This is a genomic window from Thermotalea metallivorans, assembly GCF_001562415.1.
In the GTDB taxonomy this organism is placed as follows: Bacteria; Bacillota; Clostridia; order Peptostreptococcales; family Thermotaleaceae; genus Thermotalea; species Thermotalea metallivorans.
This window is the reverse complement of record NZ_LOEE01000008.1, coordinates 1-25,353: the sequence shown is the minus strand read 5'-3', so window position 1 is coordinate 25,353 and position 25,353 is coordinate 1. Positions and strand designations below refer to the sequence as shown.

Annotated in this window: 20 protein-coding genes and 1 pseudogene; 1 reads left to right on the top strand and 20 read right to left on the bottom strand. The window is 39.7% G+C overall.

The window, feature by feature from the left end; genetic code table 11:
- Positions 1-165 precede the first annotated feature (165 nt).
- The 14 genes from pdxT to AN619_RS01525 all read right to left on the bottom strand — a co-directional run bounded on the left by pdxT (position 166) and on the right by AN619_RS01525 (position 18,514).
- The gene (gene pdxT, locus AN619_RS01595; RefSeq protein WP_068554441.1) at positions 166-735 is read right to left on the bottom strand and encodes a pyridoxal 5'-phosphate synthase glutaminase subunit PdxT; all 570 of its coding nucleotides are present in this window, start codon (positions 733-735) and stop codon (positions 166-168) included.
- A gap of 2 nt (positions 736-737) precedes the next feature.
- Positions 738-1,610, bottom strand: a complete 873-nt coding sequence (pdxS, locus tag AN619_RS01590) for a pyridoxal 5'-phosphate synthase lyase subunit PdxS (protein WP_068554439.1) — start codon at positions 1,608-1,610, stop codon at positions 738-740.
- A gap of 437 nt (positions 1,611-2,047) precedes the next feature.
- Positions 2,048-3,688, bottom strand: a complete 1,641-nt coding sequence (locus tag AN619_RS01585; RefSeq protein ID WP_068554438.1) for a stalk domain-containing protein — start codon at positions 3,686-3,688, stop codon at positions 2,048-2,050.
- Between the two features lie 103 nt (positions 3,689-3,791).
- Positions 3,792-7,757, bottom strand: a complete 3,966-nt coding sequence (locus AN619_RS01580) for a S8 family serine peptidase (RefSeq protein WP_068554436.1) — start codon at positions 7,755-7,757, stop codon at positions 3,792-3,794.
- Between the two features lie 352 nt (positions 7,758-8,109).
- Positions 8,110-8,871 (bottom strand): DeoR/GlpR family DNA-binding transcription regulator, encoded by a 762-nt coding sequence (locus tag AN619_RS01570; RefSeq protein ID WP_068554432.1) that lies wholly within the window; start codon positions 8,869-8,871, stop codon positions 8,110-8,112.
- 38 nt (positions 8,872-8,909) lie between these two features.
- Complete coding sequence (locus tag AN619_RS01565) at positions 8,910-9,794, bottom strand: Cof-type HAD-IIB family hydrolase (RefSeq protein WP_068554430.1); 885 nt, start codon at positions 9,792-9,794, stop codon at positions 8,910-8,912.
- A gap of 251 nt (positions 9,795-10,045) precedes the next feature.
- A complete protein-coding gene (locus AN619_RS01560) occupies positions 10,046-11,275 on the bottom strand; it encodes an EAL and HDOD domain-containing protein (protein WP_198153208.1) in 1,230 nt (409 codons plus the stop codon).
- Positions 11,276-11,339: 64 nt separating this feature from the next.
- Positions 11,340-12,887 (bottom strand): HD-GYP domain-containing protein, encoded by a 1,548-nt coding sequence (locus AN619_RS01555; protein WP_068554426.1) that lies wholly within the window; start codon positions 12,885-12,887, stop codon positions 11,340-11,342.
- A 300-nt stretch (positions 12,888-13,187) separates the two neighbouring features.
- Complete coding sequence (locus AN619_RS01550) at positions 13,188-13,535, bottom strand: hypothetical protein (protein ID WP_068554424.1); 348 nt, start codon at positions 13,533-13,535, stop codon at positions 13,188-13,190.
- Positions 13,522-13,836: a hypothetical protein gene (locus tag AN619_RS01545; RefSeq protein ID WP_068554422.1), complete on the bottom strand. Its 315-nt coding sequence runs from the start codon at positions 13,834-13,836 to the stop codon at positions 13,522-13,524. Before AN619_RS01545 ends, AN619_RS01550 begins: the two co-directional genes overlap by 14 nt.
- The gene (locus tag AN619_RS01540) at positions 13,814-14,329 is read right to left on the bottom strand and encodes a cytochrome b/b6 domain-containing protein (protein ID WP_068554420.1); all 516 of its coding nucleotides are present in this window, start codon (positions 14,327-14,329) and stop codon (positions 13,814-13,816) included. Before AN619_RS01540 ends, AN619_RS01545 begins: the two co-directional genes overlap by 23 nt.
- 6 nt (positions 14,330-14,335) lie before the next feature.
- The gene (locus AN619_RS01535) at positions 14,336-15,307 is read right to left on the bottom strand and encodes a zinc ribbon domain-containing protein (protein WP_068554418.1); all 972 of its coding nucleotides are present in this window, start codon (positions 15,305-15,307) and stop codon (positions 14,336-14,338) included.
- A 34-nt stretch (positions 15,308-15,341) separates the two neighbouring features.
- Complete coding sequence (locus AN619_RS01530) at positions 15,342-16,514, bottom strand: hypothetical protein (protein ID WP_068554416.1); 1,173 nt, start codon at positions 16,512-16,514, stop codon at positions 15,342-15,344.
- A gap of 353 nt (positions 16,515-16,867) precedes the next feature.
- Positions 16,868-18,514, bottom strand: a complete 1,647-nt coding sequence (locus tag AN619_RS01525; protein ID WP_068554411.1) for a multicopper oxidase family protein — start codon at positions 18,512-18,514, stop codon at positions 16,868-16,870.
- Between the two features lie 271 nt (positions 18,515-18,785).
- On the opposite strand from AN619_RS01525, the gene AN619_RS16635 reads away from it, so the two are divergent.
- The gene (locus AN619_RS16635) at positions 18,786-18,980 is read left to right on the top strand and encodes a ferredoxin (RefSeq protein ID WP_242867270.1); all 195 of its coding nucleotides are present in this window, start codon (positions 18,786-18,788) and stop codon (positions 18,978-18,980) included.
- 116 nt (positions 18,981-19,096) lie between these two features.
- Here AN619_RS16635 and AN619_RS01520 read toward each other — a convergent pair whose 3' ends face one another.
- The 6 genes and pseudogenes from AN619_RS01520 to AN619_RS16110 form a co-directional block, all read right to left on the bottom strand.
- Positions 19,097-19,312, bottom strand: coding sequence for a heavy-metal-associated domain-containing protein (locus AN619_RS01520; RefSeq protein ID WP_068554409.1), 216 nt, complete (start codon positions 19,310-19,312; stop codon positions 19,097-19,099).
- Positions 19,313-19,362: 50 nt separating this feature from the next.
- Positions 19,363-21,828, bottom strand: a complete 2,466-nt coding sequence (locus tag AN619_RS01515; RefSeq protein ID WP_068554407.1) for a heavy metal translocating P-type ATPase — start codon at positions 21,826-21,828, stop codon at positions 19,363-19,365.
- A gap of 161 nt (positions 21,829-21,989) precedes the next feature.
- A complete protein-coding gene (locus AN619_RS01510) occupies positions 21,990-22,922 on the bottom strand; it encodes an ATP-grasp domain-containing protein (RefSeq protein WP_068554405.1) in 933 nt (310 codons plus the stop codon).
- Between the two features lie 309 nt (positions 22,923-23,231).
- Positions 23,232-24,491 (bottom strand): serine/threonine transporter SstT, encoded by a 1,260-nt coding sequence (gene sstT, locus AN619_RS01505; protein ID WP_068554403.1) that lies wholly within the window; start codon positions 24,489-24,491, stop codon positions 23,232-23,234.
- Between the two features lie 68 nt (positions 24,492-24,559).
- A complete protein-coding gene (locus AN619_RS16630; RefSeq protein ID WP_068554401.1) occupies positions 24,560-24,841 on the bottom strand; it encodes a transposase in 282 nt (93 codons plus the stop codon).
- 268 nt (positions 24,842-25,109) lie between these two features.
- Positions 25,110-25,353, bottom strand: a pseudogene (locus AN619_RS16110) (hypothetical protein); the annotation flags it as partial.

Below are 25,353 nucleotides of genomic sequence, written 5' to 3'. Positions count from 1 at the left end.
ACTTTGCCTCCGGCTTCCTTCAGATTCCACCTCACGATGGACACCCTTGCCTTTGGCTAATGGTTCCCACTGCCAAGCCCATAGCGGACTTTCACCACCAAGTTACTGCCCATGCCGGGCGCACATGAAAAAGGTATTTGGGTTTTACCTCCAAATACCTTTTCTCTATATCATCTGAAGAAAATACCGATAAAATGACATATCTTCTGTAAGTTCCGGATGAAAAGATGTGACCAGCATATTGTTTTGCCTTGCCGCGATAATCTTCCCTTCATGTTCCGCCAAAATTTCCACAGTTTTTCCAACCCGTTCAATATACGGTGCTCGAATAAATACCAGGGGAATAGGATTTTCTGAAACCATCGGTATCCTTTTCTCTATTCTAAAGCTGTCTATCTGCCTGCCATAAGCATTTCTTCTCACATCTATATCCATTACGCCCAAATGAACTGTTTCTTCCCCTATAATCTTCTTAGCCAACAGAATCATCCCGGCACAAGTTCCCCATACAGGCATTCCCTGTATCATTCGCTCTTTTAAAGATTGATATATTCCAAAATCTTTTATGAGCTTCCCGATCGCCGTACTTTCTCCCCCCGGAAGAATCAATCCATCAATTTCACCAATTTGATTCGGGTATTTTACTCTAATCGGTTGAATACCTTCTATATGTTGGAGCATCTCTACATGTTCAATGACAGACCCTTGCATATCCAATACGCCAACCCTTATCATTCTTACCATCCTCTTTCAGCAAATTTTGTATCCAGTTTATCAATTTCCAGACCTGACATCGGCTCTCCAAGGTCCTCGGACACCTCAGCCAAAATTTCTGGATGATTATAGTAAGTAGTCGCCTTTACAATGGCTTTTGCCCTTTTTTCCGGATCCCCGGACTTAAAGATTCCCGAGCCTACAAAGACACCATCGCAGCCCAATTGCATCATAAGGGCTGCATCGGCAGGCGTTGCGATTCCCCCTGCTGCAAAATTTACTACGGGAAGCTTTCCGTTTTCAGCCACATACTGCACCAGATGATAGGGCGCTCCCATTTCCTTTGCCGCTGTCATAAGCTCTTCTTTCGGCATCAATTTTAGTTTTCGTATCTCTGACAACATGGTTCTCATATGTCTTACAGCTTCTACCACGTTGCCGGTGCCTGCTTCTCCTTTTGTCCTAATCATAGAAGCGCCTTCCGCAATTCTTCTTAATGCTTCTCCAAGATTTCTGGCACCACATACAAAGGGAACTTTGAATTCATGTTTGTTGATATGATACAAATCATCTGCATGGGTTAATACTTCACTTTCGTCTATAAAATCAATCCCGATCGCCTCAAGGATTTGTGCTTCCACAAAATGACCTATTCTCACCTTTGCCATTACCGGTATGGATACTGCCCGCTGTATCTCCTTAATCATCTTGGGATCTGACATCCTAGCCACTCCCCCGTGCTTTCGAATATCCGATGGTACTCTTTCTAATGCCATCACTGCTACAGCACCTGCTGCTTCTGCGATTCTGGCTTGCTCCGGATTGACCACATCCATGATCACGCCGCCTTTTAACATTTGGGCCAGGTTTTTATTCAATTCATATCTTTCCTGCATATCCCCATTCCTCCTAGACATTTATTTTTACCTATATTGTATCTATTTTTGTGTATTGTATCTATTGTATCTCTATTTTAGATACAATTTGATTACAATTATATTATTATATAACAATTGTATCGTGTCAATGTTTTTTTGCGTTGCAGAAACCATCTGATCGATTCCCCCATGCATAGCAAAAGAAGCCATAGATGCAGGATAGCAAATACTGCTCCATCCATGACTGCAAAAAAAGAGCCTGAAAAGGCTCTCGATCTGTAGAAAAAGCAATGGGATAAGCAAGATCCCTTGAGATTTAGGCTTCGTCACCAATGGCTACTGGATGATAGCGAATAACCCATAGGATTGCATCGTTGGCAGTAGCTGACAGCTAGTAACTGGCCGCTGGTGATAAGAAAAAGTCTTTCTAAGGAGCTGTATGGCGTATTGCAAAATCACTTAACAATTTGCACTGTTTTTGTTGATGGAAACCATAATACATTTGCACCCAATTCTTCGGATACATAACGCAGCGGCACCAACGTACGGCCATTTACAATGGTCGGCGATGTGTCAAAGCCTTTTATTGGCATATCAATTGCCATACGTAAGGTTTTGCTATCCAGTTTCATTTCAACTGTTCTTGTATCTCCAAACCAGTTTACTTCTGCACCAAGATTTTCAGCGATGAATCTTACCGGAACCATGGTCCTATTGTTTACGATGGTTGGTGCTACATCGTTGTTCTTGCTCTGTCCATTTACCTTTGTAGTTGTTTTGCCGATTTCCAAATCTATTTTCATAAGCTTGGAAGCTTTTACAACACTGTATAAGCTGAATTGATCTGTATAGAATATAAATGTCTTTGTCTTAGAATCATAAGTACCACCTAGCTTTACTGGGATGATATTCCCCTGCTCATCCTTCACATAGCGAACGGCTGTCAGCTGTGCTATATCTTGTTCTGTTAACTTGAGTCCGGATAAATCTAATGTTACCGCTACGGGTTCAGTAAAATTAGCGATTTTCGTTGCAACAACAGCTCCGTTTGTATTCTTTGTTATAACTTGTGCAGTTAACTCTACTACCATGCCGCCAATCTCTAATAAACCGGTATTTCCACCGAGAGCAGCTTTTTGGATAACTTCTTGTTTTTCTTCATTGGTCAATGCTTTTGCACCAAGTTCTAACTTGGCATTCTTATCTTCTAAAGCCTTTGTTAACTCAGAAGTCATTAAGGATTGGGGAGCAAATTCAATCTTAATTCCCTTATTCTCCACTACCAAAGGTTTATTATCCTTTGCAAGGGTCTGAATGATACTTGGCGCTACTTGAGCTTTTCCATATTTTGCATTTTCCAAGAATAATGTCGCCGTATTTCCTCGAGTATTTATACTTGGTTCCAAAACCAATGTTGTACCGCCGCCACCATTGGAAGAAGTGACTTCTATCACTGTAATATCGATTGCATCCGTCAGATTGCCCACTTTTGCCGTAATCGTTGCAACCCCTTTGGCTTCAGCCTTCACTAAACCATTTTTAGGACCGACAGTAGCAATGGATGGATTGGAGCTTGACCAAATAGCATCATTCAGCTGACTGGCCGGTACTTTGCTTCCATCACTCATGGTGCCTTCTAACTGTAATTGAAGAGTTTTTCCCTTTTCTACTGTTTTTCCATTGGTGATAATCCTAATGCTTGCAAGCAGAGACTGAGACTCTTTGTTTTTTAATTCAAAGGCACTCTCTTTTTCCGCATCAAATGCTTTTCCCACAAGTTTATATGTTCCTATTGCTATATCTGCAGGCAGTTTAAAAGCAAATTGAAATCTTCCTTGTCCATCTGCGGTGCACTGTCCTATTTCATAAATCGAACTATCTGCAGCATCACAAATCTTCAAGGTCACCTGTGCCCCACTGACTCCTTTGCCATTCAACGCCACAATGCCAGACCCTGCCACATCCTCACCCTTACGAAAGGTGGATTTTGAAAGATTCAGTTCAAGACTGTACTGGGCAAGGGCCAGGGCTGGAGTGCTTAACAACATAGTAAATAACAGCCCAATGAGTAATACAGATATCGTTTTTTTATTCAAATTTTTCCCTCCTATTCATGATAACTTCCAAGTGAATTCTATTAAGAAAAAACAGCTTTGCCATACGCAAATTGATGAAAAGGGCAAAAGCCCTTTTCATCCTTTATTTTACTGTAAACTCAAAAGTTTTTACTAATGATAATGGCTCCATTGCTAATAAACCCTTCCACACATATACTTCCACCGTATGTGTTCCTTTTCCAACACCTTGCAGGTTGAAACCAAGAGAATATTCGTTTGTCCCTTCGGAAACCGGGACAAATCTTAAAGCATAGGGTTTCCCGTTGGCATCTTTTACTTGGACAATTGCAAATCCGGTCACATCTTTGTCAATTTTTTCAATCGTAGCCTTCACATATACAATGTTGTTTAATTGAAATTCCTTTTCTTCTTTTCCATCCACATCCAATGTTACAATGTTTTTTACCATTGTTGCTAAATTGTAAACTTCTACAGATTCCGTTGCCTTCGACACTTCTCCGTCAACAGTTGTTGCGGTAAATTCAAATGTGTATGTTCCTGAAGGATCATTTTTGGAGGGCGTCCATAATTGCTCAAATGTATTGCTTAATTTGCCTATCAAAGTCTTTACAGCAACGCCATTGACATCCTTGATCGTTACTTCCCAAACAGCCGGCTTATCTGCTGTGGCATAAATGGAAGCCGGATTGTTGTATCGAATGATTCCTTCATAGAAAGCTTTCACTTGCTTCCGAATATTCAGAGGATTCATATTTCCCTCAACCACAGTTATGTTTACCGGCAGTTGCGCCAACATTTTATCTGCATCAGAATCCTTGATGAAGATAAACCCGCCATAACTTCCTGTATTTTCTAATTTATCCGTAACTATGCAAGTAGCCATCTTTGTCCATGATGCTTTCGCATGCACATGCTCAGATGCTTCAGAATCAAATTTGACCGTAGCCTCAGGATTCCCGGCACTGATGTTTACCACTTGTTTTGTATATCTGATAGTCGTTGGATCACCGGCTGCCGCATATTTCATTACTTCTACCGTATAGGTATCTGCAGGCAACCCGGCGATGCTGATGGATTCTTGCGCATCACCGCTTTCATCCTTTGCCACCACATTTCCTTTGCTGTCATACAAATACAAATCAAAATCATCCCCGTCCGGGTATGTCAATGATTCCGTTGTAAGATTCAGCAGATAGTTGGGATCTTCTTCTGTAATAACAATTGTATCCGTAAACGAAGACTCGTATTCTGAATTGCTGCCAAATACCAAGTCCATAGCTGCCGGCGCCGGCAGGTTTCCTAAATCAATGAGATTTGAACCCTGAACAAGAATATTTTTATCTTCACCTGTCAAATTTGTAAAGGTAAATTCTTTTGATACTTCACTGCCTTTTTCAACTTCTGCAGTAAAGTTATCAGGGTTTCCGACAATTCCTTCAAAAATGACGGTCATCTCATATGCTGCAGTATTCGATGCCTCACCATATGCTTCTTTTTGGAGATTTCCCGTATCAAAGTTTGCATAGGTATTGATTTCCCAGACCCCTGGCACAGGATTTTCAATTGAATACTCCACTGGGGCAGTCGGATCGGGCGCACCAAGTCCCACATACCCACCGTTGGGTTTCTTACTATTATATGTATCAAATGCCAACATTCCGTTGGGATAAGATGCAATGGATCTTAACTTACCGAGCTGCCCCTCGGCATTCTCTATGGGTTGGAGTCTTACTGTCATTTTGTCAATGCCGGAAGGAACTTTGATAAAGTTTCTATCATAGTGGGCAGAAGCTATTTCCCCACGGACAACATAATCATCTGTTATACTTTGACCCCTTGCAATAGTAATGGGGAGTACGCCGTCAATCCATTCTGTGTCGGGGCTATCAATTCTTACAATATCACTGTACAATCCATGGCCAATGGTTGTATCAAAGTACACTCTGAATTGGGCTGACCCGTTGGCCGGTACATTCAATGTGCCGTTCATCAATGTATACCATCTTGCATCTCCTGACTTTGTTAAATTCAAGGTAATATCCTTATTTTCATAATTTGTTACCTCTATCACAACTTTTTCCGGTATTTCATAATTTCGGATATAAATCCCCGTTGAATAATTGAGCCTTTCATTGTAGTTTGTGTTTACCTTGATGTTATATTTCTTGCCGCTAGCCTTCTCTTTCATATAGTCATAGGCTTTTACTACGTCTACAAGCCCTCCGCCCTGTTCCACCACCTGCAAATCCTCAAGCTTTCTGGCTGTTTCCTGCAGCGCTTCCCGCAATAAGTAAAAATCCAGCTTATCTGCAATATTTTCTTTTCTGGCCGCCTCATATAATAATGCTACCAAGCCTGCTGTATGGGGTGACGCCATGCTTGTTCCTTGATATACATCATAACCAGGCTCGTATCTTGTGACATAATCATCCCATACAGGCACAGAAGAATAGGCAGATCCCGGTGAAATGATGTCAGGTTTGATTGCTCCATCTTCCCTGGGTCCTATGGATGAGAAACGCCAAAGCCCTTCACCCGGTACTTCGCTGCCATAATCTTCCCTCCATGTATCATGCTCTATATATGCACCTGATGCAATGGCCTTATCCGCATCTCCGGGTGAGCCGGGCGTATTGATTCCAGGTCCATTGTTGCCTGCAGATATACAGAAAATTGTTCCATATTTTTCTGTAAGTTCATTTGCCAACTCGGCTTCCGGATGGGAGCCGTCATTAATATCCGAGAATGAACCTAAGCTCATGTTTACGATATCTGCTCCATTTTCAGCAGCATACTCCATGGCTGCCATGATGCCTGACATTCCGCCTCCACCATGGGAACCCAATACTTTCAGCGCCATAATCTTGGCCCCTGGGGCGATACCCTTCAATGTACCGTTGCCTGCGGCAATACCAGCAACGTGGGTACCATGCTCTCCACCGTCATAGCCTAAATTGACAAAGACACCGTCTTCCCCCTCTTTGATAGCAGTAAGCACAAAGTGCACTTCCCTACCGTCCTTTGGATCTTCTTCTGTTGCATCAAGTCTTGGGAATTTTGCAACATATCTTTTTCCTTCGCCTATACCTTTGTCATATTGTATTAATTGCACCTCATCACTAAAGTCATTGTTACGGTTTGTATCAACATAGACAATATTGTATTCTCCTCTACTATCCTTTACAGCCAGGATGGGGAAACTGTCTCTTATATTGCCGTTAAAATCGAATTCTACCAAATCCGGATAACGTCCATATGCTGCATATCTGTATAATGTATCATACTCATTAATTGTACCGAGGTAAACCGTTTCCCCTATAGTAATTTCTGTAGGTACGATATATTTTGTATCCCCTGCATATACCGAATGATATACCGTTCCGTATACAGTTCCTGCCACTGTATCAGAAAACACTTCCCCCTCGGAAGATAGCAGAACATCGCCTTCTCCTGTAAAGTCTTTCCAGTCAATAATTTTTATATCTCCATCTGTTGTATACTGCAGCATCTCATGCCCCACGTCAACGCCGGTATCCAATATTGCAATCACCACATCTGAACCGTCATATCCATAAAGAGATCGAAAAGCATCGGCCTTTGTATCATCATGGGTTGTTTCCAGATCAGGCTCGAATTCCTTTAGAGGCCTGTCCACTTCTGTCCTTTCAATGGGATCCAGCATATAATATTTTTCCAATGCTATTTTCTTGATCCCTTCAATTCTCAATAATTTTTTTGCATTTTCCTCATGAATCTCAACGGCATACATGTCTGTTGAGATTTCTCTGGTAATTTTTGCCCCTGCGCTCATCAGTGCCTTGGAAATATCTCTTCCGTCGCTTTTGATCACAAACCTTACTTTGTCATCCCCTACCAGAGGATTGCCTTCAGATGTCTTTTTTTCCTCCAGAATATTCATAATTCTCATTAACTGAATTCTGGGACTTGTGTTGTCTTCCTTATAAATTTTTACTTTTTTCAAATCTTCAGGGCCATTGTTGCCAGCACCATAGGCCATTCCCGGAAACAGGATGCTGAAAATCATGGCCAGTGCTACCAAAAGTGATAAACCTTTTTTCCTTTTCAATTCCATCCTTCCTTTCGTCTAATAAATAAAACGGCATATAAAAAAATAAGAATCCGGCTGCTTCTTTCTTCACCTCTCTTTCCCAATATCATAAAAATATTTCTATATATATATTTTTTTCCCTCTGAATTTTCATAATTTTCGTTCTTCTTTTTCCGACATAATTCGTGTTTACCCATTCCATAAAAATATCAAAGTCTTCCATTGGAAGATTTAAAGGAAAACTTTGTTGAAACACATGACGTAAATTATGACTTATCCACAATTTATGAAAGTACATAATTTCCTATGCATTACAAAAAAGCCATGGATTGAACAACCAATCCATGGCCTTTCTGGACGACCGATGTATCTATAAAATATTTACACCAATTTTTTCAATTTCTTCGCAAATTTTTTCATCGGGTTTCTCATCCACAATGATGGTATCAATATCAAATAGATTCGCAAATTTATAAACTCCATCCATATAAAACTTTCCGCTTTCCATGATCAAGTACACCTGTTTTCCCGCATTGATAATGGCCCTTTTAGTATTGCCGTCTTCCACATCAAAGGTGGTAACACTCTTGTCAAATACATTCACCCCTACACTTCCTATCAAGACTCTATCCAAATTGTATTTTTCGATTGTCTCAATGGCAGTGGAACCCGCGAATCCATTCAATTCCCTATAGAATACGCCTCCCGTTCCGATGACTTTCACATGATCACTATTTGCCAATGCATTGATCACATCCATCATGTTGGTCACAACGGTAACCTTTTTGTTCCCGGCAGCAAGCTTTTCTGCAATCAGTATATTGATTGTAGAGATATCCAAAAAAATGGTTTCCTTTGGTTCGATGATTGCAAAAGCCTTTTCTGCAATCATTCTCTTCGCTTCCAAATTTATATTTTTGCGATGCAATACACTGCTGTTTTGAGCAGATTGACGGTTTGCGACGGCTCCGCCATAAGTTCTCTTGATAAATCCATTCCTCTCCAAAATTTTCAAATCTTTTCTTATGCAGTCCTCTGTTACACCAAATCTTTGGCTCAATTCTTTCACCACGATTTTACCCGTTTCATTTAATATGGCAAGCATTTGTTCTAACCTTTCTTCCGCAAACAAAAAATCCTCTCCTTCTTGAGACTTCCTATTTCCTTCACCTACAGGATAAATTTTTCAATGACATGGGCAACACCATTTTCCTGGTTCGATAGAGTCACATAATCGGCGGCTTTCTTAAGTTCTGGACTTGCATTGCCCATGGCAATCCCTAGTCCTGCATATTCTATCATATGTCGGTCATTCCCGGAATCTCCTATGCAAATAATCTCCTCCGGTTTTATATCAAAAATATCGGCGACTCTTTGGACACCTGCCCCCTTGTTGGTTTCTTTGCTTAGTACTTCTATATGATAAGGAGTTGTCTTTAACAGGGTAAACTTTTCTGAAAATGCTCCCAAAAATTTCTTTGCATCCGCAAACAATCTTTTATCAAATTTATCTCTTGTCGGCAGATCTATATCTGAAACAGGGATATTGGGATAAACGGACAAAAGCTCTTCTTTAATACTGGCATCCTCATTGATCAGCGTCATTTTCATAATCTTTACGTCTTTATCAAGGTTATGAAAATCTACAATTTCCATTGGCAGACGATTCGCAGCGGAATCAATCCTTGTTGAATAATTATCCCAATGGACCAAAATACGATTTTCAGTATATATGTTCAAATAAATATTATATTTCCGGGCCACCTCAAAAACGTATTGAAATTCATCATAGCTTATATATTTTTCTTCCAGAATTTTTGTCTGGGCATTGTTTATGACACAGGCACCACTGCAAGTGACGCTGTAATCCTCCTCGCCCAGCAATCCCAGTTCTTCTATGTATCTTTCAATGCCTGTTATGGCTCTTCCTGAGGAAATAACAATCTTCACTCCCTTTTCCATCGCTCTCTGAATGGCCCGCTTGTTTTCCTCTGATATCTCCTGTTTGTGATCCAACAACGTTCCATCCATATCTACAGCTAACAATTTATACATTTTTGCTTCCCCCCATAATCTTTCTCTATTTTTTATCTCTTATTTTTTTATGATCTCTTTCTAGTTCTAATGGTCGAATAGATTTTTTCCTATAGATCCTTTAAAATTTAACGAGAAATTTTCTAAAATCATTATAAAACAATACAAAACAATATTCAATAATAATAATAAATAGTAAACAATATTTTTACTAATCCTTGCAATTTGCTTTTTGTTTTGTCCAAAAAAAAAGCCCTAAGGCCAACAATTTTTTATAGAAGATTCGTAAAAGAAAAAATCTGATTTGTCCAATCAAGCGCATCCACATAGAATTTTGGTAAAAGCTTCTCCTCTATCTTCAATTTTTCCGCCAAAGAAAACACATCTTTCCAGTTGCCCTTTTCATATGCCTTGATTAATTGATACAAATGGTGGAACTCTCCCCCATAACCCAGCAGGGCATCGACAATTTCTTGAGATAGCGGCAAATGTTTTAATATTTCCCCTAAAGGTCTTTCTAATAAAACATCGATATAGGAAAACATTCCCATGAGAAAAACTTCCGACCTCCGATTCCCATGGCCGATTTTTTCTGCCAGCAGTTCACCAAATCTCGCTCGAATCAGGGCACTTCGCATCAGTTCATCGGGTTTATCTCTTGCCAAATCACGCATCATCATCAACCCGATCCATTTCTTCATTTCTTTTAGACCTAAGCGGGCAATGGCAAGCTTTATAGATGTGATTTTGCTTGCAGGATGAAAGGCAGCAGAATGGACTAAACGAAGCAATTCATAAGACATGGAAATATCCGTTTCAATGATTTGGGTAATCTTATCAAAATCCGGATCCTCCCTATGGATTTCTTCTAATACGCGAATATAATTTGTCTTGTATACAGGAACTTCCTTGCCCGAGATAACGATAGGCTTGCTGAAAAAATACCCTTGAAAATAAGTATAGCCAGCTTGGAGTGCCTCCTCAAATTCTTCTTTTGTTTCTACTTTTTCCGCCAAAAACTTAATTTTCTTATTGCTTATTTTTTTAGGAATGCTTTTCCTGTCTTCCACAGTATTCGATAAAAAATCAACTTTAATGATATCCACCAAAGCAAACAGTTCTTGATAGTCATAAGGGCTATGGAATATATAGTCATCCAAGGCCAAAACATATCCCTTCTTTTTTAAGTGTAGACAAGCTTGAATTACATTTTGATCTGGTACAATATTTTCCAATATTTCCACCACAATTAACTCTTTTGGAAAAATCGTAGGGATTTCCTCTTTAATCAACTTTTCCGTAAAGTTAATGAAAGCCTTTTTTCCGCCTGTCAATTTTTCAATACCGATCCTCAAAAAACTATTGGTTACCACACGGGAAGTTGCCCGATCTCCATCCTCATCGCCATAGCGATTTTCTTCTCCTTCTCGATATAACAACTCATAGGCTACTACTTTTAATGATTTATCAAATATGGGTTGACGCGCCACAAAAACATCCATCTTCATTCCCCCACAAAGCTTTTCATCTTTCCTATACCGATGTGGCTTTGCCTTTTCTTATCCCTTACAACACATACTGAATAAACAGTTCCACTAAATCCGGATCAAATTGGGAACCTGCGTTCTTTCTAAGCTCTTCAATGGCTTCCTCCATGGCAAAAGGTCTTTGATAGCCAATTTCATTCGTCATGGCATCATAGGCATCGGCAATGGCTATCATTCTTGCCTCTAAGGGAATCTCCGCTCCTTTCATACCTTTCGGGTACCCCTTTCCATCCCATCGTTCATGATGATGCAATACATAAGTAGCAATATCCGTCAGCTCATTTACAGCCCGCAATATTTGGTATCCCGTTTCGGGATGCGCTTTTACAATTTTCCATTCATCTTCGGAAAGTTCTTCTTTTTTATTTAAAATTCTATCTTCGATGGCAATCCTGCCGATATCATGGAGCTCCCCGGCCTTTTTCAACTCCCTTATTTTTTCATCGGAAAATCCAAAAATAGCCCCCATTTTTTGGCACAATTCTCCAACTCTTCTAGAATGTTCCCTTTCCCTCATATTTCTAAGGTATAGGGTTTGGACAATCATCTCCACCGTCTTGCTGCGCATGCTTTGGCTTTCAAACAGCTTTTTTCTATACATTTCATCTTCCGCTTTTTTCATAATCTCTTCTGTTTTTTGTCTTGGATGTTTTTTGGTTGCCAATCCGAAAGAAATAGATACTTCTACGGAAGCTACTCTTTGTTTTTTCATGTTATTTTCCATCCGCTTTACAATTTCCTCCGCTGCGTCACTGTCTGTTTTAGGCAACAAGATGACATATTCGTCTCCCCCCAGTCGAGCAATAATATCGTTCCTTCGGCAGCTTTTTTTCATAACTCTTGCTGCCTTTTTTAATAGCTGATCCCCCATTTTATGACCAAAGGCATCATTGACCAGTTTCAAGCCGTTCACATCTGCCATCACAATGGTCAAGGGCAAATTTCTTTCATGATCCAAACGCCTTAATTCCTCTTCAAAAAACCTTCGGTTGTAAAGTCCCGTCAACTGATCATGAAAACTTAAATAGGTCAGTTTTTCTTCTAATGCCTTTCGATCGGAAATATCCGTATAAATTCCGTACCCTCCCATGATTTCTCCGTCAACTTTCACCAAAATCCCTCGTATATCCACATAAAAGTGTTCCCCCGTCTTTTTATACCGTATAGCCTCTGCAAAAATCTTTCCCTTTTGAAAAAGCTCCATGGTATACTTGACTGCGTCCTCTTTTTTGTCGAGAGGTACGACAATGTCATCCAGATCTTTTCCCAGACATTCTGTCTTTGTATATCCAAACATCTCTGTAAATGCATGATTCACGTCCAATACGCGGTGGTCCTTGTCAAAATATGCTATGGCATCTGGGCTGTATTCAAAAAGAATCTTGTACCGGGTATGGAGTTGATAAATTTGTTTTTTAATTTCCTCCTTGTCTTTCCCATCTTTCGATACTGGAATCTCCTCTGCTATAAAGCTATAATTATCGCAAATAAAAACGTCCCTCTTCCCATGCCAAACATCATTCGGTAAAAATTCAAAAACGGGATCATAAAACCTTTTCTTTGCCATCAGAGACCACCACCCCAGTGAAAAATAAATACTTTTTATAAATTTACCCCCATTGCCCTGTTGTGTAACATTTTTTGTCCACTGACCACGGTGATCCTTTATAAAATATCATTTTCTCTGAGGTTATGAGGAATCCTTTTTCTTCACTTTTAGAAGGGCTAATCATGAAAATTAAAATTTGGGAAAACATTTTGTGGGATGGATACCTTGCAATCCTAATAGAAATGTTCTCAAAAAAAAGAAAAATTGCCAATCACCATAACGGCAAGGCAAAGGATATGAGTATATTTGTTATTCTCATTATTTTATCCATAGAATTGCTAATATGATGGATCCACCGATGATAAAAGGCAACAGGAGAAAGATTAGCCCTGTGGTGAGAAAGCTGAGATTCCATATGATCGGCGCCTGGGCTTGATGATGGCTGTGCATCTGTGCCATCTGCTCCTTTCCTTCTTCATCCCTGAAAAGATCATATAGCGTTATATTCGATACATGCATGCCCTGAGCCATATTTCCCATACGAGTAGTCATCATCTCAGCTTTCCTGGCTTCAGGGGCACTCCAAAGAAAAAACAGCGTAATGATGGTCAAGGCACCAAATATAAATGTCAATCTCCAAAAATGAAGCTTTTTAGGGTTTAACATGATCATTCCTCCGCTGTACATACCTGATAACAAATCCTGCTGCCGTACTTATGAGAATAAGTGGAATCATGAATTTTGTAGATAGTACAATCACTTCTTGAAGTACACCATGATGTTCAATATTCATAGCTACACCCATCATCGATTGGTCCATTGCGGCCATCATGCCCATCATAAATTGCATAACTTCACTTTCTGTTGGTCCTGGCTTAAATATTGAAATGATAACCCCCGATGCAAGGAAGAAGAAAAATGTTGCCATAAACCAAATAAATATTTTAATCCATGGCTTTTGCAACATCTGCCTTTCCTCCCCTGCCTTTTTGCTCTGATTGCCTATCCACCTTTTTAGGCCAAATCAAGGCATGACACTTTACATAAATGTGCCAAATTACACCTGCCAAGGCAAGATAGGATACGTATTCATGCACAAGCAATGCAAACCCCATACCTGTCATACCAATGCCATTATGCACCCATATCAAAACTCCCGTGATAATCAAAATGAGGGTGGTAATAAAGGTGAACAACTGATAGCCACTTTTTCCGAAAACAGACCAAGCCAGATATCTTTTATCATTTTTGATATTTCGATATACTTCATAAACGATAGAGATAAAGGTGATCAATACGAATACAGCGGCCATTAAGCGGTGGACATAGTCAGCCGTTGCATAATCGAAATTCAACAGCCATCCATATTTAGCACCAACCATTGCGAAACCGCTTATGCCCAACAAAGCCCATACAATTGCGTAAACCCAATGCATGATGAAGTCGAAGCGAATATTCATGGACCTTTACTCCTTTATTTTTCCCTTGTTTTTTTCATGTGTTTTTTGATGTTTGCTATCATTTTCTAAAGATACGGATGTTTCTTTTTTATCAGCCATCCCATTCGCAACATCTTTTGCTTCTGCAATTTCTATAGAAAAATGATTTTTATCTGCATCTTCACCCGCTTTTTCTACCGTTGCTTGGACTATTTCATTTTCCATTATATTTGTTTCGCTGTCTATTCTGTTTATTTCTGCTCCACAATTGGGACAGCATTTCCATCCATCTTTCAATGCAGCTTCACAGTAAACACATTCTTGAATTCTCTGATTCCCACAGGAAGGACAAAACTTGTATTCCCGATCCGTAACGAAGTTGCATGTCTCGCACTGAACCGTTGTATCGGGGGTACCTTTCGGCAGAATCAGTTTTTTCATACCTGTCGAAATATTTTCCTGCCTTGCATAGGCGATAAAGCTAACGATCAATCCGATGACGGATACAAAAAGCAATAATTTACTGAAAATCACAGCAGCGTTTTCCATGGGTAAAAAATAGCCATTTGCCGCCATACCATAATAATTTCTACCCATAGCGCCATAACCATTATATGGTGAGTTAGAAATTATTGCGATAAAGCTTAGTACAAGTATTACAGCCACTGCAATCAGTCCTGTTTTCAATACAGGATCCTTTTTTATCTTATCAATCTTAATGGATTCAAACATTTTGAGTTCAGTCCCCTCTATCAAATACTTCTTTATCAGTTTCACCAATAAAATTATCGATGCAATGACAAGGCCGATCAGCAGAAGTTTTATAGAGATAGAAAGGATATATGCCAGCGTATTCTCTAGGGAATATCTGCCATCCATGTCCATTCCACCCGTATTTCTTCCAAACATAATGTTAAAGGCCAAACCGAAGCTTAAAACCCCTAAAACCAGAATGGTTATGCTTTTTAACACAGGATCATTCTTAATTGCCTCCCACATATATATTTCCCTCCTCCGTCATTTTTCCCAGACCTCATTTTGCCGATGCCTCTTTGGGGTCTTTTTGCGCAAGGGGCTTCAACAAGCTAAAGATTGAGCCTAAAATTCCCAGAATAAATGCAATTGCAAATAACACCAGCATGGCATTTACAACTGTAGGAATACTTATATTATTCAATATTCCGTTAAACAGGTTAGAGATTGCAGGTGTATTATGATTCATTTGCGGCAAATTCTGGTTATTGATATAGTTCTGCATCATGTTTGCCATATAACCCGCCTGCTTTGTAAAGTCATCTCCTAACTTATTCAGTTCACCTACTCCTTGAGCCAACTTAAATACACTTTGATGGATTTGCTGCATCTTATCCTTGTCAAACACCAATCCGCTGGCTGATATATAAGGATTGATATTCACAAGATTTGCCGCTTCATTCACATAGCTTAATGCTTGGTTTAACTTATTTTTATTTTGCAGCGCCATGCTGTATTGATTTGAATAGTATTGGACGGGATTTTGCATATTTTGATTTGCCTGCGCCGCTTGAGATGCCAGTTCATTATTTAACTGCTCCAATAATTGCATACCGACGGACAACTTATATAAACCAGCGTGGAGCTGTTCCATTTTATTTGGATCATACGTAATGCCCATATCTTTCATTTTGGGGAAGGTATTCGTCTGCATATTGCTAGCAGCACTGCTTGGAGGATAAATATTGATCGTTGTATTCCCCTGGGTGTTTGTTTCCGGTATATTGTTTGGCTGGACATTATCAATGACAGGGCTGTTATTTGTTTGAGGCGCCATATTCCCCATATTCATCTCCACTTTTTCCCTAGGGGCATAGGGATCTAGGGTCATGAGGCGAATCGATTCATTTATAAGGTATATGGCTTTATTTAAACTATCTTTATTTTGGAACGCTAAATTGATATCTCCCATGGCTCCCTGCGTACCTGCACCTCTTTGTCCATTGTTATTTTGAGGGACTTGGTTATTTGCTATTCCATGCTGCATGTCCTTCTGCCTGCTGGCATCGGTACTATTTGTGCCTGTAGAACCACTGTTTTGCTGATTTTGCACACCCGGCATATTCATGGAACCATGATTCATATACAAATAGTTATATCCAATGTATCCCACGCCACCAACAATAACGATTAACAAGAACACCGTGAATAGACCGTTAAGAAACTTTTTCATTTTTTGTGATTCCTCCTTTTCCATGGGTATCCCTCGAAGAAATGCTCAGTTTCCTCGAGGGATACCCAAAATAAGTTTTCTACATTGGCATGTTTGTTGGATAAAACATATGATGTATACCGTATGCCGCCGCAGCAACGGCTACAACAATGGCCATAACAAGCAATATCTTGGTTGTCTTATTCACAAAATATCCCCCTTTCCATTAGTCATCATTTTCAAATTTTATGAATATATTATATTAAATCAATATGGAGATTTTATGGAGGGGCGGCACGTTTTGCTATTTTTTATTCCAGAATGGGCCATCCTTCTCTTCGTGGTGCCATGAAAAGACATGATGCTTCAATTTTTTACTCCGGTTTATTATACGTATTTTGGGGATTGGGCATATATTTGGACAAAAAATCTTCGTATACAATGTCCTGCATCATACCTGCAGCGGCATGGTGCAATTCATGGCAATGCTGCACCCATCTGCCAGGATTATTCGCCTCAAAGGCTACCACATATTTCTCTCCGGGTTTCACGAGTAGAGTATCTTTCATAATGGCTGCCCCGGAAACAGGAAGGTCATTTTTTGAAAGCACCTGGAAAAAATGGCCATGCAAATGCATTGGATGGTCCACTTTGCTATTATTAAAATAAGTGAATTTTACTATATTTCCTGTTTTCAGCTTAAGTGCCGGCAATTGGCGGAAGGTTTTACCATTGATTGTATATCGCAACTCCCCCTTGTCTCCGAAAGCATCTAACTGAACCATATAATCAATATCGTAGGGTTGATCTAATGTAAATCTTCCTGTTCCGGGTTGCCCGTAGTTTTCTAATCGAAACCAAGGATATTCTGCCAGTTCTTCTGTCCTTGTCCTTCCATTTCCATCAGCAACAATTACAGGTATTTGCAATTGATCATTGTATGGGTTATTGTCATGAAAATCAATGGAAAAGTTTTCATCTGCCATTATTGTAAACTCTACATCATATCTCTCTCCCGGTGCTATTTGAATTATCTGATCCTTAATCAAGGCTGCTCCATGGATATCCTGTCCATCTGTACTTACAATCTTAATATCTTGTCCAGGAATATGAATTCCATGGGATCTATATCCGGCATTGATAAATCTAAGCCTTACCACATCACCCTTCTTTACATCGATTGGCCTTATTCCTTTTCCTGATTTGCCATTCACAGTATAGATATTATAGGAATAAGCCATCATCTCTTCTTCTTCCATCACAGGGTCCGTCCCTTTGGAATTTGACATATTCATACCGCCATGGCCACCGCTATCCCCCGTCCCCATCTCCATTCCTTCCATTTCCTCCATGGGATTCTCCATCCATTCATCAAGAATCAATGTGTAATCTTTATCTATTTTCCCTTTATTCTTAGGTTCTACAATCAATGCCCCGTACAATCCTTTATCCACCTGCTTTGATCCTTCTTGATGAGAGTGATACCAATAGGTCCCAGGCACATCGGCAGAGAATTCATAAACAAAGGTTTCACCAGGTCTTACGGCATCTTGATTCAAACCGGGTACACCATCCATGGCCGAATTGAGTGGATATCCATGCCAATGAATTGTCACCGGTTCCGTCAGCATGTTCTTTAGTTCCACCTGAACATAATTCCCTTCTGTTACCCGAATTTCTTCCCCCGGAACTGTTCCATTATATGTCCAGACAGGAATCACAAAACCTTCTTTTATTTCTAATTCTGCTTCTTGCGCTACCAGTGTAAATCTTTTCACCGGCTGCCCATCCCGCGGTTTCACTGTGCCTTTTGCATAATCATGACTGTTAAAAGCAGAAGATGCAGTCATATTTTCATGATTTTGATTATCATTTTGATTCGTATTGCTATTTGTCTGCGTATTATTTTGCCTTGTCATCATGCTTGCCATAAAAGCCTGATTGCGCTGAAAAGTAATAACGGAAAAAACCATAACAACCGATGCTATGATTGCTAATACCATATTCAACTTACTTTGCATTTTCACTCCCCCAATTGCTGATTTTTGACATCCCATTCGATGCTTCTTCTCTCTTATTCATTTTGCTAGCCCTCCCATAGCTTTGTTTGTTAAATATTATAGTAAAAATATATGGAGATTCTATGGAGATACTCTATCTTCATCATTTGCTTGAAAACTATCCATAAGAAGAATACAAACTTGTTATATCCATAGCAAATATGGGAGATACTTAAAAGATAAGAGGTGTCGATTTTCAACGGAAAGGAGTGCCATCGTTACGAAAGCCTTTGTGGATAAGAATTCTTGTATTTCTTGCGGTCTATGTGGAGGACTATGCCCTGATGTCTTTCAAGCAGGTCTTGATGGGAAAGCTATATCCTTGGATAAAGAACTCTCGGGCGAGCTGCTCGTCATGGCAAAACATGCGGAGTCCATTTGTCCTACGTGGTCAATTTCTTTGCAAACATCTTTTCCTAATCTTTGAAAAACTATAAGGCTATCTTTTAGAAGAAAAACAAACCCGTACTGTCATCTTAGCACAGTACGGGTTTATCCCCATGGGGAAGTCAGCCTCCTTTGGGCCTATTTCTTATTTGTCTTTTATACTTCTTCAACCTTTACTGCTTGATAACCGGCTTCATCAATAGCGGCAATTAGCTTGCTGTCTTCTACTGCATGGGCCAATTCTACAACTGCATTTTTCCCATCCAAGTCTACTTCAACATTTTTTACACCGCATACTTCTTTGAGGGCCTCTGCAACATGACCTACACAGTGGTTACAACTCATCCCTTCAATGGTAATTTTCTTTTTCATAATCAATCCCTCCATCTGTTTTATTTTCAAGAAGAAAGATTTCTCCCCATCTACTTTTTAATCACAGGCTGAAAGCCTTTCAATCTAAGGGCATTCATCAATACCGATACAGAGCTGAATGCCATAGCTCCTGCAGCAAAAATAGGATTTAACTTAGGCCCGCCAAAGGCATATAGCACACCTGCTGCAATCGGTATACCTGCTGTATTGTAGGCAAAAGCCCAGAATAGATTTTGTTTGATGTTTCTGATGGTTTTTTTGCTTAGCTGCAGTGCCGTCACAACATCCAACAGATCACTCTTCATCAGGACAATGTCTGCTGATTCCATAGCAACATCTGTTCCTGAGCCGATGGCAATTCCTACATCTGCTTGGGCCAAAGCCGGAGCATCATTGATGCCATCTCCCACCATTGCTACAATATCCCCTTGCTCCTGCAGTTTCTTCACTTCGTTTGCTTTGTCTTGGGGAAGCACTTCCGCCAACACAATATCGATTCCCACCTGCTTTGCAATAGCTTCTGCCGTTCTTCTGTTATCGCCGGTAATCATGGCAACTTTGATGCCCATTTCATGAAGCTTTTTAATAGCAAAGGCACTGCTTTCCTTCGTTACGTCTGCAACTGCAATAATTCCCGCCAGCTTGTTGTCTATTGCCATAAACATCGGTGTCTTTCCTTCACTGGCAAGTCTATCGGATTCATCTTGCAAAGTGATCGTGATCTGATGATCATTCATGAGCTTTTTATTTCCAAGCAATATTTCTTTTCCTTCGATGCTGACTTCTATGCCATGGCCCGGGATAGCACGGAATTTATCCACTTTCAGCATGCTTAGGCCCTTTTCTTCTGCACTTTTTACGATGGCTTCACCCAATGGATGCTCGGAACCTTTTTCTGCCGATGCTGCAATTTGCAACAATTCATCTTGTTGGTATCCCTCTATGGCAATAACATCTGTTACTTTTGGTTTTCCTTCGGTGATAGTACCTGTTTTGTCAAATACAATGGTTTTTATTTTATGGGCGGTCTCTAAGGGTTCTCCCCCTTTAATGAGCACACCATATTCCGCGCCCTTTCCAGTCCCCACCATGATCGCCGTAGGTGTTGCCAAACCCAGGGCACAAGGACAAGCAATCACCAGTACGGCAATAAAGATGGTTAAGGAGAATATCACCGATTGACCTGTCAAATACCATGCAAGTCCTGCCACGATGGCAATCACAATAACAATTGGAACAAAATAGCCTGATATGACATCGGCAAGTTTGGCAATGGGTGCCTTGGAGCCTTGTGCATCTTCAACCAGCTTGATAATTTGTGCCAATGCCGTATCTTTCCCTACCTTTGTAGCCTTAAATTTGATGAGACCATTTTTGTTGATACTTGCTCCGATAACTTTATCGCCAATATTTTTCTCTACGGGAATGCTTTCCCCTGTCAACATGGATTCATCTACAGATGTATGTCCTTCAATCACGACACCATCTACAGGAATTTTTTCACCGGGCTTTACCAGTACAATATCGCCCACTTCTACTTCCTCAATAGGTATAATCACTTCTTCTCCTCCATGGACAACGGTAGCGGTTTTCGGTGCAAGTCCCATCAATTTTTTAATTGCTTCTGAGGTTTTTCCCTTGGTGACAGATTCCAGATATTTCCCTAACAGGATTAAGGTGATAATGACTGCAGCCGTTTCAAAATACAAATCTTGAGCATAGATGATGTTACCATTTGCTATCTGTATAGCAGCAAAAATACCATATATGATCGCAGCACTAGTTCCTAATGCGATAAGGGAATCCATATTGGGATTTTTTCTGAACAGTGCCTTAAATCCCACAGAATAAAATTTATTTCCTGCGATTGCCACCGGTATCGTCAGCACCAATTGAATAAGGGCAAAGTTCAACGGATACATCATAGGGTCTATAATTTCCGGAAGTTCAATTCCAAGCATGTGCCCCATGGCAATATATAGCAATGGTATGGTAAATATGGCTGATACAATAAATTTTTTCCAGAGGGTCTTCACTTCTTTTTCTCTTCTTTGCTTTTCTTCGTCTGCCTGTTCACCGGCTTCAATCTCTAAGGCTTGGTATCCTGATTTTTTTATGGCCTGTTTAATTTCTGATATCCTGGTCTGATTGGTGTCGTAGACAACGGTTGCCCTTTCTGTGGCGAAATTTACACTAACATTTTGTACGCCCTGAAGCTTTTTGATAGATCGTTCAATGCTCGCAGCACAGGAAGCACAGGTCATCCCTGCAATAGGGATGGTTACCTCCCTAAGACTGCTTTCTCCCTCTGCCGTATACCCGGCATTTTTCACAGCCTGTTTGATATCATCAAGAGAAGCCTTTGTATCGTCAAATTGCACATCCAGCTTTTCTGTAGCAAAATTTACCGACGCCTTTGCCACACCATTCACTTTGCTAACGCTTCTTTCGACGGCTTTTGCACAGGAAGCGCAAGTCATCCCGATAATATTGAAGGTTTCATTTTTTACTGCCATAAAACACGCTCCTTTCTTTCCTATATCATTTATTATACCCCTAGGGGGTATAAAAGTCAAAAATTTTTTTAGTGAAAAAATATGAACAATAGTAGTATACCCTTTCCTTTCATCTTAAAACCTTTTATCCAGAATTTCTAACATAATGTAGAGTTAGCTTTCTAGATATTCATCTTTGCAAGCTCATCTCCAAGATATCTGGCAATAGCTTTCATTCCGTAAATCCCTGCCACCTTCTCTGCGTCTGAGTTATAGTTAGTATTCGTATTTACATCATAAGTAAAGATTTGTCCATTTTTATCCATGATAAATTCAATGCCTGCAATATGAATACCATTGGCTTCAAGGAATTTTTCATATTTTTCAAGAATGGGATTCGTAAAACCGTCAATAATTTCAAACTTAGATTTCTTCGCCTCTCCTACCGGGCAAAAAGCATCCTCTATTTGACAGGCATCTGCGGGACACAATTGAAACCCTTGGCTGGTATCTACTTTTACGGCATACAAAAATTTTCTGCCGATAAACTCACATCGCGTAATAAACGGTTCAGCAGACACAATATATTCCTGTATGAGTGTAATTCCATCAATTGGCTCATCGAAGTCAGGTCCTTCCACATAGTTCCTCAAAACATCGATATTTTGAAACAATTGAACTCCAAGTCCCTTTCCTGCACGGTTATGCTTGGTGATAAAAGGTCCATTAAACTTTTTTGCCGCTTCTATTATCTGTTCCTTCCCAACAACCGCAACTGTTTTTGGCGTACGAATTCCATGGGCATTCAGCGCAGCATATTGTGCAACTTTGCTGATTTCCAATTGCAGGGCACGACTTGAATTGATTACTTTTCGGCCATGTCCTTCCAACCAGGCAAGCACTGCTCCCGTATATTCTGGAGCATAGCGATGATTCCGGGTATGGGATGATGCACTCATTCGATTGTAAAACACCCCTTGAGGCGGCTCAGCAGATAGATCTAAAATACCTTTATCGAGAAACCAATCCTCATAGGGAAGATTAAGCTCCTCCAACCATTTCAATAATGGAGCTGTCCATTCGTTATTTTCATGAATAATATAAATCTTTTTCATCAAATACCATATCCTCCTTGACGCTATCACTATAATATTTTAATCAATTCATACTAAGCATATCGATTTAGTATATTTTTATTATATATCTTCTTTCTATACAAAGCAACGAATATATTTTTATTTCCCTACACGCTTTAGAAAGCTAATATTCTTTTCTGGAAAATAATACAAAAACCTTCCTTGTTTTTTTGAAAAACAGGAAGGTTTTGTGTAATAATTTTGTATTTGCACAACATATTTACGTTGTTTTAGGCAAATATTGTATCTTGGAACAGCATTTTCTATGTTTTTTCACACCACTCCGTATTAAAAAGCAACCTCTTCTTTTTTACTTTTGAAAGAGATCTCTTTTCTTTCTTTGCGTCTTTTTCTAAATTCAGCTGCAGCAGTAAAGAGTACGTCTGTAGATGAGTTAAGAGCTGTTTCACAAGAATCTTGGATAACGCCCACAATAAAACCTACACCGACTACCTTCATGGCAATATCATTTGGAATTCCAAATAAACTACATGCCAAAGGAATTAACAATAGGGAACCCCCAGCTACTCCGGAAGCACCACAAGCACTGATTGCAGACAGCACACTAAGGATGAATGCCGTAGCTATGTCCACTTCAATTCCAAGGGTATGGACTGCTGCAAGCGTTAAAACAGAAATTGTAACAGATGCACCCGCCATGTTGATAGTAGCTCCTAACGGAATAGATACGGAATAAGTATCCTTATCTAAGCCTAATTTTTCACATAAACTCATATTTACAGGAATATTTGCTGCCGAACTGCGTGTAAAGAATGCTGTAATGCCGCTTTCCTTTAAACACTTGAACACAAGGGGATATGGATTTTTACGAATACTTGCAAAAACAATGATTGGATTCACAACAAGTGCTACGAATAACATTGTACCCACTAGAAGTACAAGTAATCGTCCATAACTCAATAAAGACTCAATTCCGTTTGTAGCAATAGATTCAAATACAAGCCCCATGATTCCTAACGGTGCAAAGTTGATAACCCATTTAACGATTTGGGATAAAGCATCTGAGAAATTTGCAATCATCGTTTTTGTTGAGTCAGGCGCATTTCTCAATGCAAAGCCTAGAAGTACCGCCCAAGACAGTATACCGATGTAGTTAGCATTAAACAATGCTTTGATTGGATTGTCAACCAGATTCAGCAGTAATGCTCGAATAACCTCTACTACCCCTCCCGGAGGTGTCATGTTCTCTACTGCAGCTCCTCCTGCAAGCGTTAAACTTACAGGGAATATAAAGCTTGCAACCACCGCTGCAAGACCCGCAAGGAACGTTCCCAGCAGATAAAGAACGATAATGGATTTCATGTTGGTTTCATGACCGCTCTTATGCTGAGAGATAGCAGACATTACCAAGAAAAGTACCAACATAGGTGCAACTGCTTTTAGCGCCCCTACAAATAAAGAACCAAAGATAACGACTGGTTTTGCTGTTTCCGGAATCGCCAGGGCCAGAATAATACCGATAATTAAACCTACAATTATTCGTTTCACCAAGCTCAGTTGATTCCATTTTTGCACTAGATTTTTCATATTTTCCGTCTCCCTCCTATGATGAGTTATAATTGCGGTGTGTACAGCTTCCTGTTAAGTAAATACATTCACAAGCCATACAACAAACACAATTGTATCATAGATTCCAGACTATGAAAAGCAGAAAATTTTGGGATTGTGTCACAATTCGAAATTAAGGAACAAAAATATGTCACTTTTGAATTTTGAAGGGGATGGTATCCATGGACACTGTAGTGGAAGTTGAAACCTTCACCTTCTTGCCTACCATAGGTGTTCAGCAAGGTGGGATCGATATCTAAAAGCACCATTTCAGGTTTTTTGATTTTATAGACAAGTTTTCTAAATTCCTTGATAATTTCTGTATACACATAAAAAACTCATGTCACCATCTCATCCCCCTTATCCCTTATCCCTTCTCGCCTCAACCTTATTCCCCTAGTTCATTCCAGACAAAAAAGTCATGTCATAAATCACCCATTCTATTCATTTTCATCTTCTAATATTTTCCTATCTTACTCTCGTTTTCGATGGAAAAGTCGTGTCAAAAATGGGATAATTTTCAAGAAAAAAATAAAAAAATTCTCATCTTTAATATCTTTCATCAATATACCCTTCAAATCCAATAAAATCAATAAATCAACTTTCGCAGGAAGCAACTGATAGCTTTAGCTTGATATAATCAGGCAAAGTCGAGACAAAGTAGTCCAAAAATTCATTAATCGTCTCTTTTGTCAGGAACAGTTTTTCCTGTAGAGCAGTTTTTAAAGCCTCTATTATAAGCTGCAGAGCTTCAAGGAATTTAATATCTTCGAGCTCATCACAGCAGTAGTAGAATAAAGCACCAATGGTGCGTAAATCAGTGTTATTGCGGTTTTCAACC

What these genes read in the sequence shown, in the direction of transcription:
- pdxT (WP_068554441.1), bottom strand. Translation starts at nt 735, where the DNA reads ATGATAAGGGTTGGCGTATTGGATATGCAAGGGTCTGTCATTGAACAT.
- pdxS (WP_068554439.1), bottom strand. Translation starts at nt 1,610, where the DNA reads ATGCAGGAAAGATATGAATTGAATAAAAACCTGGCCCAAATGTTAAAA.
- AN619_RS01565 (WP_068554430.1), bottom strand. Translation starts at nt 9,794, where the DNA reads ATGTATAAATTGTTAGCTGTAGATATGGATGGAACGTTGTTGGATCAC.
- AN619_RS01560 (WP_198153208.1), bottom strand. Translation starts at nt 11,275, where the DNA reads ATGGATGTTTTTGTGGCGCGTCAACCCATATTTGATAAATCATTAAAA.
- AN619_RS01555 (WP_068554426.1), bottom strand. Translation starts at nt 12,887, where the DNA reads ATGGCAAAGAAAAGGTTTTATGATCCCGTTTTTGAATTTTTACCGAAT.
- AN619_RS01550 (WP_068554424.1), bottom strand. Translation starts at nt 13,535, where the DNA reads ATGTTAAACCCTAAAAAGCTTCATTTTTGGAGATTGACATTTATATTT.
- AN619_RS01545 (WP_068554422.1), bottom strand. Translation starts at nt 13,836, where the DNA reads ATGTTGCAAAAGCCATGGATTAAAATATTTATTTGGTTTATGGCAACA.
- AN619_RS01540 (WP_068554420.1), bottom strand. Translation starts at nt 14,329, where the DNA reads ATGAATATTCGCTTCGACTTCATCATGCATTGGGTTTACGCAATTGTA.
- AN619_RS01535 (WP_068554418.1), bottom strand. Translation starts at nt 15,307, where the DNA reads ATGTGGGAGGCAATTAAGAATGATCCTGTGTTAAAAAGCATAACCATT.
- AN619_RS01530 (WP_068554416.1), bottom strand. Translation starts at nt 16,514, where the DNA reads ATGAAAAAGTTTCTTAACGGTCTATTCACGGTGTTCTTGTTAATCGTT.
- AN619_RS01525 (WP_068554411.1), bottom strand. Translation starts at nt 18,514, where the DNA reads ATGCAAAGTAAGTTGAATATGGTATTAGCAATCATAGCATCGGTTGTT.
- AN619_RS01520 (WP_068554409.1), bottom strand. Translation starts at nt 19,312, where the DNA reads ATGAAAAAGAAAATTACCATTGAAGGGATGAGTTGTAACCACTGTGTA.
- AN619_RS01515 (WP_068554407.1), bottom strand. Translation starts at nt 21,828, where the DNA reads ATGGCAGTAAAAAATGAAACCTTCAATATTATCGGGATGACTTGCGCT.
- AN619_RS01510 (WP_068554405.1), bottom strand. Translation starts at nt 22,922, where the DNA reads ATGAAAAAGATTTATATTATTCATGAAAATAACGAATGGACAGCTCCA.
- sstT (WP_068554403.1), bottom strand. Translation starts at nt 24,491, where the DNA reads ATGAAAAATCTAGTGCAAAAATGGAATCAACTGAGCTTGGTGAAACGA.